This is a genomic window from Bacillus sp. NEAU-242-2 (genome assembly GCF_027853835.1).
Classification (GTDB): domain Bacteria; phylum Bacillota; class Bacilli; order Bacillales; family Bacillaceae; genus Bacillus; species Bacillus velezensis.
The window spans coordinates 400,569-415,352 of record NZ_JAPNNY010000003.1 but is presented as its reverse complement, the minus strand read 5'-3'; the positions used below and the strand labels follow the sequence as shown (position 1 = coordinate 415,352).

Here is a 14,784-nt window from a genome sequence, read left to right as displayed (position 1 = left end):
TTAGCCTCTTGTTAATCAAGCCCGGATTGGTTTACAATTTTGATAGAATCTTGAGAAAAGTCATTTTATTTTTTATACAAGAAAAATAAAATGTTTTCTAAATATGAATTACATACTGGGAGGTAATATTGTGTCACAAGGTGAAAAAATTACAGTCTCTAATGGAGTATTAAACGTACCAAATAATCCGATTATCCCGTTTATTGAAGGCGACGGCACAGGCCCTGATATTTGGAACGCCGCTTCTAAAGTATTGGAAGCCGCTGTTGAAAAAGCATATAAAGGCGAGAAAAAAATCACGTGGAAAGAAGTTTATGCCGGTGAAAAGGCTTATAATAAAACAGGTGAGTGGCTTCCTGCCGAAACGCTGGAAGACATCAGAGAGTACTTCATTGCTATCAAAGGTCCTCTGACGACACCGGTCGGCGGCGGTATCCGTTCACTGAACGTGGCGCTGAGACAGGAGCTTGATTTGTTTACGTGCCTGCGCCCTGTCAGATATTTCACTGGAGTGCCTTCTCCGGTCAAACGTCCTGAAGATACGGATATGGTCATTTTCCGCGAGAATACGGAAGATATTTACGCCGGAATTGAGTATGCGAAAGGTTCTGAAGAAGTTGAAAAGCTGATCAGCTTCCTGCAAAATGAAATGGGCGTTAACAAAATCCGTTTCCCTGAAACGTCAGGAATCGGCATCAAGCCTGTTTCTGAAGAAGGCACAAGCCGCTTAGTCAGAGCTGCCATTGAGTATGCGATCGAAAACGGCCGTAAGTCTGTCACGCTTGTCCACAAAGGAAACATCATGAAGTTCACTGAAGGGGCATTTAAAAACTGGGGCTACGAGCTTGCCGAAAGAGAATACGGAGATAAAGTATTCACTTGGGCTGAATATGACCGCATTGTCGAAAAAGACGGAAAAGAAGCGGCTGATAAAGCGCAAAGCGAAGCGGAAGCGGCAGGGAAAATCATCGTCAAAGACAGCATCGCTGATATTTTCCTTCAGCAGATCTTAACCCGTCCGAGCGAATTCGACGTCGTGGCGACAATGAACTTAAACGGAGACTATATCTCTGATGCGCTTGCCGCTCAGGTAGGCGGAATCGGGATCGCGCCTGGAGCGAACATCAACTATGAAACAGGGCATGCGATTTTCGAAGCGACTCACGGAACGGCTCCTAAATATGCCGGCCTTGACAAAGTCAACCCGTCATCCGTCATCCTTTCAGGAGTGCTTCTTCTTGAACACCTGAACTGGAATGAGGCTGCTGACTTGATCATTAAATCTATGGAAAAAACGATTGCTTCAAAAGTAGTAACGTACGATTTTGCTAGATTAATGGACGGTGCAACTGAAGTGAAATGTTCAGAGTTCGGTGAAGAGCTCATCAAAAACATGGACTGAACCTAAAGCAGACTTCTAATGAAGCCAAAAAAGGAGAAGAGAATCATGGGAAAAACACGCAGTAAAGTTTCTGTTATCGGAGCAGGATTTACGGGAGCGACAACAGCCTTTCTTACAGCTCAAAAAGAGCTTGCGGACGTTGTGCTCGTTGATATTCCGCAATTAGAAAACCCGACAAAAGGAAAAGCGCTAGACATGCTCGAAGCAAGTCCGGTTCAAGGATTTGACGCGAAAATCACAGGCACGTCCAACTACGAGGACACAGCCGGTTCTGATATCGTCGTCATCACAGCCGGAATTGCGAGAAAACCAGGCATGAGCCGTGATGATCTCGTATCTACAAACGAAAAAATCATGAGAAGCGTCACACGTGAGATCGTGAAATATTCTCCTGACTGCATTATCGTTGTATTGACAAACCCTGTTGATGCGATGACATATGCGGTGTACAAAGAATCAGGCTTCCCGAAAGAACGCGTCATCGGACAATCCGGAGTGCTTGACACTGCGCGATTCAGAACATTCGTCGCTGAAGAATTAAACCTGTCTGTAAAAGATGTGACCGGTTTTGTTCTTGGCGGACACGGTGACGACATGGTTCCTCTCGTCCGTTATTCCTATGCGGGCGGCATTCCGCTTGAAACGCTTATCCCGAAAGACCGTCTTGATGCGATTGTAGAACGCACAAGAAAAGGCGGCGGGGAAATCGTCAACCTTCTCGGAAACGGAAGCGCCTACTACGCGCCTGCTGCATCACTGACTGAAATGGTAGAAGCCATTTTGAAAGATCAGCGCCGCGTGCTTCCGACCATCGCTTACTTAGAAGGCGAATACGGTCATGAAGGCATTTACTTAGGCGTACCGACGATTATCGGAGGAAACGGCCTAGAGCAAATCATCGAGCTTGAACTGACAGACTATGAAAAAGCGCAGCTGAGTAAATCAGTTGAATCTGTCAAAAACGTGATGAAAGTATTGTCATAAGAAAAAAGGGAAGGCTTCCGAATCAGAAGCCTTCCTCTTTTTACAATTAATGAAAGCGTTTTCTTTTTCCCTGAGCGATCCTTTCTCTGAAAATGATCAAAAAGGCGAATTGTCTGAACGGGCAGTATTGGATAAAATGAAATCATAAAGTGATATGCAGCACATAAAATAGAGAAAATTGGATGTCGGGGAAAATAGACAGCGGAGGGCGCAGCATGAACAAAAAAATTTTAGTTGTAGATGATGAACAATCTATCGTTACTCTTTTACAGTATAATCTGGAACGGTCCGGCTATGATGTCATAACCGCATCAGACGGTGAAGAGGCTCTGGAGCTGGCAGAGAATGAAAATCCGGATTTAATCGTACTGGATGTCATGCTGCCGAAAGTGGACGGAATCGACGTCTGTAAACAGCTCAGACAGCAGAAAATGATGGTTCCGATCTTGATGCTGACAGCAAAAGATGAGGAATTTGATAAGGTGCTGGGACTGGAGCTCGGAGCGGATGATTACATGACAAAGCCGTTCAGTCCGCGGGAAGTCACTGCGCGGGTGAAAGCCATTTTAAGAAGGGCTGACATTTCTTCGCTGTCACAAGGCAGAGAAGAGGAAAAGGACGGGCAGATCCTCATCGGCGAGCTGAAAATTCTTCCTGAGCATTACGAAGCGTATTTTAAGTCAGAACAGCTGGAATTGACGCCTAAAGAATTTGAACTGCTTCTGTATTTGGGAAAACACAAGGGAAGAGTGCTGACGAGAGATCTTCTGCTGAGCGCGGTCTGGAACTATGATTTTGCCGGGGATACCCGGATTGTTGACGTTCATATCAGCCATCTGCGCGACAAAATCGAATCAAATACCAAAAAACCCATCTATATTAAAACAATCAGAGGTTTGGGGTATAAACTGGAGGAGCCAAAAATGAATGAATAAAGTCCGTGTGCGTCTGTTCGCTTTACTCGTTGTATGTATCATATTGGTTTTCAGTGTTCTCGGTCTTTTTTTACAGCAGCTTATTTCTTCATCCGCTGAAGAAAGAACGGCGGATCAGCTGAAAAAGGAATCGGTATACATAGCGGGCCTTCTTGACACCGGCCGAATCGGCAATAAAAGCAATGAAACGGTAATCCGTGACGCCGGCCGCACCCTCGGTATAAACGTCTCCGTGCTCAACGAGAAGGGTGACGCCGTATATCATTCCGGCAGTCGTGCTGATGATTCAGCCGTAAAGGAGTTCATTTCTCACAATAAAAGCGAGGAAGCTGTACAGTCGAAAAGCAAAGTCATCCGCGGCACTGCCGTAAAAAATGACGCAGGGAAAATTGCGGGGTATGTACTCGTTTCCTCGGAGATCAACGGCGGTTCAAGCGTTACCGGAGAAATGTGGGGCATGCTGGCAGCAAGTCTTTGTACCGCTTTTATCATTATCGTTTTCTTTTATACAAACATGACGTCCCGTTACAAAAAATCAATCGACGCCGCGACAAAGGTGGCGACGGAGCTGTCCAAGGGGAATTATGACGCCCGCTCCTACAGCGGTTACGCAAGGCGGTCGGACCGTCTCGGGCGTGCGATGAACAGCCTGGCGGTCGATTTAATGGAAATGACAAGAACGCAGGATATGCAGCGCGATCGTCTGTTAACCGTCATTGAAAATATCGGATCCGGTTTGATTTTAATAGACGGGAGAGGTTTTATCAATCTCGTGAACCGGTCATACACGAAGCAGTTTCATACAAAGCCTGAACGTCTGCTTCGGCGCCTTTACCACGATGCGTTTGAACATGAGGAGATCATTCGGCTTGTCGAAGACATTTTTATGACGGAGACGAAAAAATGCCAGCTGCTCAGACTTCCCATCAACATTGAGCGGCGCTACTTTGAAGTTGACGGCGTTCCGATCATGGGCCCTGACGATGAATGGAAGGGCATCGTCCTCGTTTTTCACGATATGACGGAAATTAAAAAATTGGAGCAGATGAGAAAGGACTTCGTCGCCAATGTCTCCCATGAACTGAAAACACCGATCACCTCGATTAAAGGATTTACGGAAACACTGTTAGACGGAGCGATGAAAGACGAAAAGGCGCTTTCAGACTTTCTGTCTATCATTCTGAAAGAAAGTGAGCGGCTCCAATCTCTCGTGCAGGATTTATTGGATTTATCCAAGATGGAGCAGCAAAACTTTACGATGCGCGTAGAGTCCTTTGATGCTGCAAAAATTCTGCATGAAATTGAGGCGCTTTTGCAGCATAAGGCTGAGGAAAAAGGCATCAGCTTTCAGCTCGATCTCCCGGAAGAGCCGATTTTTGTGACGGGTGATGCGCACAGGCTGAAGCAGGTATTTTTGAATCTGGCGAACAATGCCCTGACCTACACGCCTGAAAAAGGGACGGTGGGGATTTCGGTACATGTGAAAGAAACCGTCGTCGATATCAAAGTGTCCGATACGGGAATCGGCATTCAGAAGGAAGAGATCCCGCGGATATTCGAGAGATTCTACCGCGTGGATAAAGACAGAAGCCGCAACTCGGGAGGAACCGGACTCGGCCTTGCCATCGTGAAGCACTTAATAGAAGCCCATGAAGGTAAAATCGAGGTCACAAGCGAGCCGGGACAGGGAACTGTGTTCACTGTGACGCTGAAGCGGCAGCCGGAAGCGTGATCAGCTTTACAAAGGATTAACAATTTCTTCATGACCTGTTAAACCTATCTTGTTAGGATGTAACAGAACCCCTTCATCCAAGGAGCCAATTTTGACGGCGGGAACGCGTTTTTTGTTCCCGTCCTTTTTTGCGTTTTCACGGGGTCCGCTCATTTTCCTTTCAAATTGAACTTTGTTAAAATAAGAGAAGCTGTGAGATTAAAAAACAGAGGAATGACGAGCTTTTGCTCTTAGGAGGATATTGAATGACGGAACGAAAAAAATTAGTGCTTGTCGACGGAAACAGTCTGGCGTACCGGGCGTTTTTTGCATTGCCGCTTTTAAGCAATGAAAAAGGCATTCATACAAATGCCGTATACGGGTTTGCGATGATTTTAATGAAAATGCTGGAAGATGAAAAACCGACCCATATGCTGGTGGCTTTTGATGCGGGAAAAACCACTTTCCGCCACAGCACGTTTAAAGAATATAAAGGCGGAAGACAAAAAACGCCGCCGGAGCTTTCAGAACAGATGCCGTTCATCCGTGAGCTCCTCGATGCCTACAACATCAGCCGCTACGAGCTTCCTGAATATGAAGCGGACGATATTATCGGCACGCTTGCCGTATCTGCTGAAAAAGACGGCTTTGAAGTGAAGGTCGTTTCGGGGGACAAGGACTTAACCCAGCTTGCCACCGGGAAAACGACCGTTGCCATTACGAGAAAAGGCATTACCGACGTAGAAGATTACACGCCGGAGCACGTGCAGGAAAAGTACGGTCTGACCCCTTTGCAGATCATTGATATGAAGGGATTAATGGGGGATTCATCCGATAACATACCGGGCGTCCCCGGCGTCGGGGAAAAAACCGCGATTAAGCTCTTAAAGCAGTTCCATTCGGTTGAGAAACTGCTTGATTCCATTGATGAAGTCAGCGGAAAAAAATTAAAAGAAAAGCTTGAAGAATATAAGGAACAAGCCCTGATGAGCAAAGAGCTGGCGACGATTATGACAAATGCGCCGATTGAAGTCAAGCCCGAAGATTTAGATTACCAAGGGTTTGACCGTGAACAAGTTGTTGCCATTTTTAAAGACCTCGGTTTTAATACGCTTCTTGAGCGGCTCGGTGAAGAAAGCGGGGAAACGGCGGAAGAAAATTTTGAAGACATCAATGTCGAAATGGCAGAAGAAATCACCGAAGATATGCTCGTTTCGCCGTCCGCTTTGGTCGTCGAACAAATCGGTGATAACTATCACGAAGAACCGATCCTCGGCTTTTCCATCGTGAATGAAACAGGTCTTTATTATATTCCGAAAGAAATCGCCATTCAGTCTGAAGCTTTTAAATCTTGGGCTGAAGATGAATCGATGAAAAAGTGGGTGTTCGACAGCAAACGTTCCGTCGTCGCTTTGCGCTGGCAGGGAATTGAGCTGAAGGGAACGGAATTTGACGCGCTTCTTGCTGCCTACATTATAAACCCGGGCAATTCGTACGACGATGTCGCGAGCGTAGCGAAAGAATACGGGCTGAATATCGTTTCAAAAGATGAAGCGGTATACGGAAAAGGCGCAAAACGCGCCGTTCCCGCTGAAAAAGAGCTTGCCGATCATCTCGCGCGGAAAGCGTCTGCCGTTAACAGCCTCCGTGACAAACTGCTTGACGCTTTGGAAGAAAATAATCAGCTTGAGCTTTATGAAGATCTTGAACTCCCGCTTGCGCTAATTCTCGGAGAAATGGAATCAATGGGCGTCAAAGTGGATGTGGAAAGACTGAAGCGAATGGGAGAAGAGCTCAAGGCAAAACTGAAAGAATATGAAGAAAAAATCCATGACATCGCCGGTGAGCCGTTTAACATCAATTCACCAAAACAGCTCGGCGTCATTCTGTTTGAAAAACTCGGCCTGCCGCCAGTAAAGAAAACAAAAACGGGCTATTCCACTTCAGCTGATGTGCTTGAGAAGCTCGCAGACAAACATGATATCGTCGCATACATTCTGCAATACAGACAAATCGGCAAACTCCAATCGACTTATATTGAAGGGCTGCTGAAAGTCACGCGCAAGGGTTCTCATAAGGTGCATACACGATTCAATCAGGCATTGACTCAAACCGGACGCCTCAGCTCAACGGATCCGAACCTGCAAAATATTCCGATCCGGCTGGAGGAAGGGCGGAAAATCCGTCAGGCTTTCGTACCGTCCGAACCGGACTGGCTTATTTTCGCCGCCGATTATTCACAAATTGAATTAAGGGTGCTTGCGCATATTTCAAAAGATGAAAATCTGATCGAAGCGTTTACGAATGACATGGACATTCACACAAAAACCGCCATGGACGTGTTTCATGTCAGTGAAGATGAAGTGACACAAGCGATGCGCCGCCAGGCAAAGGCCGTCAATTTCGGGATCGTTTACGGCATCAGCGATTACGGGCTTTCGCAAAATCTCGGCATCACCCGGAAAGAAGCGGGCGCTTTTATTGACCGCTATTTGGAGAGCTTCCCGGGCGTCAAGGCATATATGGAAGAATCGGTGCAGGAAGCGAAACAAAAAGGATATGTGACGACACTTATGCAGCGTCGCCGCTATATCCCTGAGCTGACCAGCCGCAACTTCAACCTGCGGAGCTTTGCGGAACGGACGGCCATGAATACGCCGATTCAGGGAAGCGCCGCTGATATTATTAAAAAAGCCATGATTGACATGGCAGTTGAGCTGAAAGAGAAAAAACTGAAGGCGCGGCTGCTGCTTCAGGTGCACGATGAATTGATTTTTGAAGCGCCTAAGGAAGAAATTGAAATATTAGAGAAGCTGGTGCCTGAAGTGATGGAGCATGCTTTGGCATTAGACGTGCCGCTGAAGGCTGATTATGCTTCAGGGCCGTCCTGGTACGATGCAAAATAAACAGAAAAAAAGGAAGTGATGATTGTGCCGGAATTACCAGAAGTTGAAACGGTCCGGCGCACTCTGACCGGTCTTGTGAAGGGGAAAACGATTGAATCGGCGGATATCAGATGGCCGAATATCATCAAAAAACCCGCCGAGCCGGAGGAATTCGCGCGGCAGATTGCAGGAGAAACGATCCGATCCATCGGAAGAAGGGGAAAGTTTTTGCTTTTCCATCTGGATCATTATGTCATGGTGTCCCACCTGCGGATGGAGGGGAAATACGGTCTTCATCAGGCCGATGAGCCTGACGATAAACATGTGCACGTCGTGTTTCACATGACGGACGGAACACAGCTCCGCTACCGGGATGTCCGGAAATTCGGCACGATGCATTTATTTGCGCCGGGAGAGGAACGGATTGCATTGCCGCTTTCACAGCTCGGGCCCGAACCAGATGATGAAGCATTTACCGCCGATTATTTAAAAGAGCGGCTTGCAAAAACGAACCGCGCGGTGAAAACCGCCCTGCTCGATCAAAAAGCGGTCGTCGGCCTCGGCAACATTTATGTCGATGAAGCTTTATTCCGGGCGCGTATTCATCCTGAGACAAAAGCGAACAGTCTGTCGGACGGGCAGATAAAAACGCTTCATACAGAAATTAAAGACACCCTTCAGGAAGCGATTGACGCGGGCGGGAGCACCGTCCGGTCTTATATCAATTCTCAAGGGGAAATCGGAATGTTTCAGCTCAAACATTACGTATACGGCAAAAAGGATGAACCGTGCAAAACGTGCGGCACGATGATTTCTAAAATCGTGGTCGGCGGAAGGGGAACGCATTTTTGCGCCCGCTGCCAAAAAAAATCATAAACTGAAGCTGTTCAAGCAGGCGGCAGCAGAATGACTTTTTTCTAACACAGTTGATGACCTTTCTCCATATATATATTGTGATTCACCCAATAGGCATATGCCACAATTGCCGATCAAGAGAAAGGGAGAAACGGATATGGAGATTGTTTCTTTGCTGCTTTTGGCTTTTGCTGTCAGCTTGGACAGTTTTTCAGTCGGGTTTACGTACGGTTTGAGAAAAATGAAAATCCCGTTCAAAGCGATTGCCGTGATCGCCTGCTGTTCAGCCTCTGTGATGTTTATATCCATGCTGATCGGCCATTTTCTGACAAAGATTTTTCCCGTATCCGTCACGGAGAAACTGGGCGGGCTGATCTTAATCGGAATCGGGGCATGGGTCATCTGGCAATTTTTTAAACCGGCTAAAGAGCCGGATTACTTATTGCATGAAAAAACGCTGCTTAATCTTGAAGTGAAATCGCTCGGCATCGTCATTCATATTTTGAAAAAACCGACCAGCGCCGATATTGATCAATCCGGAACCATTAACGGAGTCGAGGCGCTTCTGCTCGGTATCGCCTTATCCATTGACGCGTTTGGCGCCGGGCTGGGAGCGGCCATTCTCGGCTTTTCTCCGGTTATGATGAGCGTGACTGTCGGGGTGATGAGCTCGCTGTTTGTTTCACTCGGCATAAACGCGGGGCATTTGCTCTCAAGATGGAATTGGATAGATAAAATGACATTTTTGCCTGGAGTCCTGCTGATTATCATCGGGATTTGGAAAATGTAAGAAGGAGTGGGCTTTTTGAGCTTGGTCATCGGTTTAACGGGAGGCATCGCAAGCGGCAAAAGCACGGTAGCGCGTATGCTGATCGACAAAAAAATAACAGTCATTGATGCGGATGTCATCGCGAAACAGGCGGTGGAAAAAGGAATGCCGGCTTACGGACAAATTGTGGAAGCATTCGGAAAAGACATCCTGCTGGAAAATGGCGATATTGACAGAAAAATACTCGGTTCTATCGTTTTCACTGACGAACAGAAGCGTCTGAAGCTGAATCAGATCGTTCATCCGGCAGTGCGTGCGGAAATGCTGAAACAGCGGGATGAAGCCATTGCGAGAAAAGAGCAGTTCGTCGTTTTGGATATACCGCTTTTGTATGAAAGCCGGCTTGATTATCTTGTCGGCAAGGTGCTCGTCGTCACCGTACCGGCAGACATTCAGCTCAAACGGCTGATGGAGCGGAATTCCCTGACAGAAGAAGAAGCGATGAGCCGGATAACGTCGCAAATGCCTTTAGCGGACAAAGCAAAAAAAGCTGACGCCGTCATTGATAACAGCGGCAGTCTTGAACATACAAAGCACCAGCTTGAGGAAGTATTGAGCGGCTGGGCATAAACAAACACCGTTCGGAAAGCCGAACGGTGTTTTTCTGGTTAAAAATCAAAATTGTCAGGGTCCGGACCGACACGGAGATTTTCGTTCAGATCATCAATCCGCTTCATATCGTCAGCTGACAGTTCGAAATCAAAGACATTTGCATTTTCTTCAATACGGTGTTTTTTAGTTGATTTCGGAATGGTGATGACACCGTTTTGCAAATCCCAGCGCAAAATCACTTGAGCGGCTGATTTGCCGTATTTCTCAGCGATCTCCTGTAAGACGGGGTGATCAAGCAGCTGCCCTTGCATCAATGGCGACCACGCTTCAAGCTGAATGCCTTGTTCAGTGCAGAAAGCAAGCAGTTCTTTCTGTGTCAGGCGCGGGTGGTACTCCACCTGGTTGATCATCGGCTTGATTTCCGTTTCTTTCATAAGATGTTTCAGATGGTGAATTTGGAAATTGCTGACCCCGATCGCCTTAATGCGTCCATCCCGGTAGAGGGTTTCGAGCGCCCGCCACGCATCGATGTACTTTCCTTCGACAGGCCAATGGATCAAATATAAATCTAAATAATCTAAACCGAGTTTTTCTAAGCTTGTGTCAAACGCTTTTAACGTTTCTTCATATCCTAAATCGGCATTCCATACTTTTGACGTGACAAAAATGTCTTCACGTTTTAATCCCGCTTCTTGCAGCCCTTGGCGGATCCCTTCGCCGACACCTTCTTCATTTCCGTAAATCGCGGCGGTATCAACGCTGCGATAGCCGTGCACCAATGCCGTTTTCACCGCGTTGACGAGTTCCGCGCCTTCCTCTACTTTGAAAACTCCGATGCCGAACCAAGGCATCTCTACTCCGTTATGCAATGTTGCTTTTGCTTGTAAATGTGTTGTCATGTATATATTCCTCCTATTATTTTCTGTTGAAAAAATCAAAATGCGCTGAAGAAAAACTCACCTCCTTTCAATGGCAGTGCGGTCCCGCTTTTCAAGCTTCCGGCTCCATCCGGTTAATACGACCGCGCTGAGCACCATCAGCGCCCCGATCCAAGCGGTATGAATGATTCCGATTGAGTCTGTAATGATTCCGCCGGCAAACGAGCCGATCGCGATTCCGGCATTAAATGCCGCGATATTTAAGGCTGATGCTGTATCAACGGCGCTTGGCGCAAAACGTTCACTCAGCATCACGACATATACTTGAAGCCCCGGCACATTCATAAACGCCAACAGCCCCATGAAAATAATGGTGATCAGCCCGGCTGTTTTAAACGGCGCGGTAAAAGTCAGGACAAACAGCACAGCAGCCTGGACAATGAACATATAAAACAAGGCTTTCAGCGGATTCCGGTTTGATAAACGGCCGCCAATCATGTTTCCGATGGCAATCGCAATTCCGTAAATGAGCAGGATGGCCGCGACGGTTTCTTTCTGAAAACCGGTTACCTCCTGAAGAAGCGGAGATAAATACGTAAACACGACAAACGTTCCGCCGTAGCCTAACGCCGTAATAATAAATAAAAGCAATAACCGGCCGTTTGTGACGAGTTTGACCTGCTCGGAAAATGCGGTTTTCGTCCCTTTTCGCAAATGTGACGGAACGAGAAGCGCGTTTGTGAGGAATGCGATGATTCCTACCGCCACAATGACGGCAAAGGCAATCCTCCATCCGAATTGCTGGCCGAGATAGGTGCCGAACGGAACGCCGGTCACCGTAGCCACCGTCAGCCCCGTGAACATGATAGAAATCGCGCTTGCTCTTTTATGCTCCGGCACGATATTGGCGGCGATCGTTGCCCCGATTGACATGAAAATGCCGTGGGAAAAAGCCGAAATGCCCCGTGCCGCCAGTAAGACGCCGATTGAGGAAGCGCTCGCTGCGAGTGTATTTCCGGCGATAAAAATCAACATCACCCAGAGCAGCAGCGTTTTCCGCGACATGCCGGATGTGAGAGACGTTAAAACCGGCGCGCCGAAAGTCACGCCCAGAGCATACATGGAAACGGTAAGTCCCGCCGTTGTCACAGGTATATGCAGATCTTGAGATATAAGCGGCAGCAGTCCGACGCTGATAAATTCGGTTGTGCCGATCGCAAAAGCGCTGACGGCTAATGCCAGCAGCGCTGGTAAATAGCTTTGGCGATGTGAAGACATCTGTTTTCCTCCTTGAACGATAATGTATGGTTGAAATGATGCCGGGTAAACGATATAAGTATAAGAGTACATTCCTTTTCAGCCGGCAAATGTCATTATGATTGATAGAAGTGTCATTGAAAAGAACGTACTTTTAAGTGCCATAGGCACTTTTTAGTTCCTATAGATGAGGAGGAATTACCGTTGCTGAAGAAAAAATACAATATATCCGTAGAGGCGGCGCTTGAAGTGATCGGCGGAAAATGGAAGTGTGTGATCCTCTGCCACCTCATGCGCGGGAAAAAACGGACAAGCGAATTGAAGCGGCTTATGCCGGACATCACCCAGAAGATGCTGACACAGCAATTGCGGGAGCTGGAAGCTGACGGCGTCATCAACCGGATCGTGTACAATCAGGTGCCGCCGAAAGTGGAATACGAGCTGAGTGAATACGGGCACAGTCTGGAAAGAATTTTAAATGCGCTGTGTGACTGGGGCGCGATGCATATTGCTAAACGGTACGGCGAGGTGTCTTCCGTTTTAGAGGACAGCATTTTAAATGACAAATTTAAAGAACCGGGACAAATATAAGAAAAAAAGCAGGCAGCCTGAGACGCTGATCCTGCTTTTTTTATGGAAGAAAGATCATTTTATATGCAAAAAAACCGATTGAACAACATATTGATCGGTATAAGGGTGGATTTTTATCAAGTTGTACTGGCGGATTTCTTTTAATGTGTTATACTATATATAAATAAAGGTAAATTAGAGTGGCATATTAAAAAGGGGTGACCTGAGCATGAAGGTAAAAGTAGCAATCAACGGGTTTGGAAGAATCGGAAGAATGGTGTTCAGAAAAGCAATGGAAGATGATCAAATTCAAATAACAGCCATTAATGCAAGCTATCCCCCGGAAACGCTTGCTCATTTGATAAAGTATGACACAATTCACGGCAAATACGATCAAGAAGTTGAGACCGCTGACGACAGCCTGATTGTCAACGGAAAACATATTATGCTGTTCAATCGCCGGGACCCGAGAGAGCTTCCGTGGAAAGAATGCGGAATAGACATCGTTGTAGAAGCAACGGGGAAATTTAATTCAAAAGAAAAAGCGATGAGCCATATTGAAGCAGGGGCGAAAAAAGTCATTTTGACGGCTCCGGGCAAAAATGAAGACGTTACCATTGTCATGGGAGTAAATGAAGAGCAGTTCAATCCCGATGAACATGTCATTATTTCAAATGCATCCTGCACGACAAACTGTCTTGCGCCGGTCGTCAAAGTGCTTGATCAGGAATTCGGGATTGAAAGCGGCCTGATGACGACTGTTCACGCTTACACGAATGATCAAAAAAATATCGACAATCCGCATAAAGATCTGCGGAGGGCGAGAGCGTGCGGAGAATCCATCATTCCGACTTCTACAGGCGCCGCCAAAGCGCTGTCGCTCGTGCTGCCTCATTTGAAAGGAAAACTTCACGGTCTTGCTTTGCGTGTTCCCGTTCCGAATGTGTCATTAGTGGACCTTGTCTGCGATCTGAAAACAGATGTGTCTGCCGAGCAAGTGAACGCCGCTTTCCAAAGAGCCGCAAAAACGTCGATGTACGGAATTCTTGATTATTCGGATGAGCCGCTCGTTTCTTCGGATTATAATACGAATTCACACTCTGCGATCATCGACGGACTGACAACGATGGTGATGGAAGACCGAAAAGTAAAGGTGCTCGCCTGGTATGACAATGAATGGGGATATTCCTGCCGGGTCGTTGATCTTATCCGTCACGTCGCCGCGCGAATGAAACACCCGTCAGCTGTGTAGACTAAAGATCATGGACATTTGTTAGAAAAAAACCCTTAACGGCATATTCGCAAAAAACACACCTTGCAAAATAAACTTAAACACAGTATACTATCTTTCGTGAACTTCTTGCTCGTGACTGCTTCGGAATTACTTAAAGGGTTAGGACCTCTCCGGACTAACTTTCCCCCGTGGTAAATGGCCGGGTCAGTTCTCGGAAATTCACTTTTTTAATTCTTGTTAAGGGGGGTCCATGATTATGGAAACAATGGGGCGTCACGTCATCTCCGAGCTGTGGGGATGCGATTTTGATAAGCTCAATGACATGGATTTTATTGAAAAAACGTTTGTAAATGCTGCTTTGAAATCAGGAGCTGAAGTGCGCGAGGTCGCATTTCACAAATTTGCACCGCAAGGCGTAAGCGGAGTCGTTATTATCTCTGAGTCACATTTAACGATTCACAGTTTTCCTGAACACGGATATGCAAGCATTGATGTTTATACTTGTGGAGACCTGGATCCTAATGTGGCTGCGGATTACATTGCGGACGCATTACATGCAGATACAAGAGAAAACATTGAAATACCGAGAGGAATGGGGCCTGTACAGATTAAACAGGCACAAGCGAAAGTACTGTAATTTTCAAAACGCAAACACAAGGGAGCTAAGCTGAAAAAGCCATTACGCGCTTTGA

13 protein-coding genes are annotated in these 14,784 nt (G+C 46.8%); 11 read left to right on the top strand and 2 right to left on the bottom strand.

Features of this window, described 5'->3' with window-relative positions; all coding sequences use genetic code 11:
• Positions 1-130: 130 nt before the first annotated feature.
• The 8 genes from icd to coaE all read left to right on the top strand — a co-directional run bounded on the left by icd (position 131) and on the right by coaE (position 10,171).
• Positions 131-1,402, top strand: coding sequence for an NADP-dependent isocitrate dehydrogenase (icd, locus tag OWN49_RS12235; RefSeq protein ID WP_003152454.1), 1,272 nt, complete (start codon positions 131-133; stop codon positions 1,400-1,402).
• Between the two features lie 45 nt (positions 1,403-1,447).
• On the top strand, positions 1,448-2,386 hold the full coding sequence (mdh, locus tag OWN49_RS12230) for a malate dehydrogenase (RefSeq protein WP_003152455.1): 939 nt from the start codon (positions 1,448-1,450) through the stop codon (positions 2,384-2,386).
• 215 nt (positions 2,387-2,601) lie between these two features.
• Positions 2,602-3,321 carry a response regulator transcription factor gene (locus OWN49_RS12225; protein ID WP_003152457.1) on the top strand — a complete coding sequence of 240 codons (720 nt, stop codon included), beginning with the start codon at positions 2,602-2,604 and terminating at the stop codon, positions 3,319-3,321.
• Complete coding sequence (gene pnpS, locus OWN49_RS12220) at positions 3,314-5,053, top strand: two-component system histidine kinase PnpS (protein ID WP_176283463.1); 1,740 nt, start codon at positions 3,314-3,316, stop codon at positions 5,051-5,053. The genes OWN49_RS12225 and pnpS overlap by 8 nt, the downstream gene beginning before the upstream one ends.
• 245 nt (positions 5,054-5,298) lie before the next feature.
• Complete coding sequence (polA, locus tag OWN49_RS12215) at positions 5,299-7,938, top strand: DNA polymerase I (protein ID WP_077722688.1); 2,640 nt, start codon at positions 5,299-5,301, stop codon at positions 7,936-7,938.
• 24 nt (positions 7,939-7,962) lie between these two features.
• A complete protein-coding gene (mutM, locus tag OWN49_RS12210) occupies positions 7,963-8,793 on the top strand; it encodes a DNA-formamidopyrimidine glycosylase (RefSeq protein ID WP_003152460.1) in 831 nt (276 codons plus the stop codon).
• A gap of 136 nt (positions 8,794-8,929) precedes the next feature.
• Positions 8,930-9,562: a sporulation membrane protein YtaF gene (gene ytaF, locus OWN49_RS12205; RefSeq protein ID WP_014305562.1), complete on the top strand. Its 633-nt coding sequence runs from the start codon at positions 8,930-8,932 to the stop codon at positions 9,560-9,562.
• Positions 9,563-9,577: 15 nt separating this feature from the next.
• On the top strand, positions 9,578-10,171 hold the full coding sequence (gene coaE, locus OWN49_RS12200; protein WP_077722686.1) for a dephospho-CoA kinase: 594 nt from the start codon (positions 9,578-9,580) through the stop codon (positions 10,169-10,171).
• A gap of 38 nt (positions 10,172-10,209) precedes the next feature.
• Here coaE and OWN49_RS12195 read toward each other — a convergent pair whose 3' ends face one another.
• Both OWN49_RS12195 and OWN49_RS12190 read right to left on the bottom strand, forming a co-directional pair.
• Positions 10,210-11,052 (bottom strand): aldo/keto reductase, encoded by an 843-nt coding sequence (locus OWN49_RS12195; protein WP_003152464.1) that lies wholly within the window; start codon positions 11,050-11,052, stop codon positions 10,210-10,212.
• Positions 11,053-11,109: 57 nt separating this feature from the next.
• Positions 11,110-12,309: an MFS transporter gene (locus OWN49_RS12190; protein ID WP_077722685.1), complete on the bottom strand. Its 1,200-nt coding sequence runs from the start codon at positions 12,307-12,309 to the stop codon at positions 11,110-11,112.
• A 183-nt stretch (positions 12,310-12,492) separates the two neighbouring features.
• Between OWN49_RS12190 and OWN49_RS12185 the strand changes: the two genes are divergently transcribed.
• From OWN49_RS12185 to speD, 3 genes are all read left to right on the top strand, one after another.
• On the top strand, positions 12,493-12,879 hold the full coding sequence (locus tag OWN49_RS12185) for a winged helix-turn-helix transcriptional regulator (RefSeq protein ID WP_003152469.1): 387 nt from the start codon (positions 12,493-12,495) through the stop codon (positions 12,877-12,879).
• A 208-nt stretch (positions 12,880-13,087) separates the two neighbouring features.
• Complete coding sequence (locus OWN49_RS12180; RefSeq protein WP_063174674.1) at positions 13,088-14,110, top strand: glyceraldehyde-3-phosphate dehydrogenase; 1,023 nt, start codon at positions 13,088-13,090, stop codon at positions 14,108-14,110.
• 238 nt (positions 14,111-14,348) lie between these two features.
• Complete coding sequence (gene speD, locus OWN49_RS12175; RefSeq protein ID WP_003152471.1) at positions 14,349-14,729, top strand: adenosylmethionine decarboxylase; 381 nt, start codon at positions 14,349-14,351, stop codon at positions 14,727-14,729.
• Positions 14,730-14,784 lie beyond the last annotated feature (55 nt).

Coding starts and splice junctions, on each gene's coding strand:
- OWN49_RS12180 (WP_063174674.1), top strand. CDS start 13,088: ATGAAGGTAAAAGTAGCAATCAACGGGTTTGGAAGAATCGGAAGAATG.
- OWN49_RS12225 (WP_003152457.1), top strand. CDS start 2,602: ATGAACAAAAAAATTTTAGTTGTAGATGATGAACAATCTATCGTTACT.
- polA (WP_077722688.1), top strand. CDS start 5,299: ATGACGGAACGAAAAAAATTAGTGCTTGTCGACGGAAACAGTCTGGCG.
- ytaF (WP_014305562.1), top strand. CDS start 8,930: ATGGAGATTGTTTCTTTGCTGCTTTTGGCTTTTGCTGTCAGCTTGGAC.
- pnpS (WP_176283463.1), top strand. CDS start 3,314: ATGAATAAAGTCCGTGTGCGTCTGTTCGCTTTACTCGTTGTATGTATC.
- mdh (WP_003152455.1), top strand. CDS start 1,448: ATGGGAAAAACACGCAGTAAAGTTTCTGTTATCGGAGCAGGATTTACG.
- speD (WP_003152471.1), top strand. CDS start 14,349: ATGGAAACAATGGGGCGTCACGTCATCTCCGAGCTGTGGGGATGCGAT.
- OWN49_RS12195 (WP_003152464.1), bottom strand. CDS start 11,052: ATGACAACACATTTACAAGCAAAAGCAACATTGCATAACGGAGTAGAG.
- OWN49_RS12190 (WP_077722685.1), bottom strand. CDS start 12,309: ATGTCTTCACATCGCCAAAGCTATTTACCAGCGCTGCTGGCATTAGCC.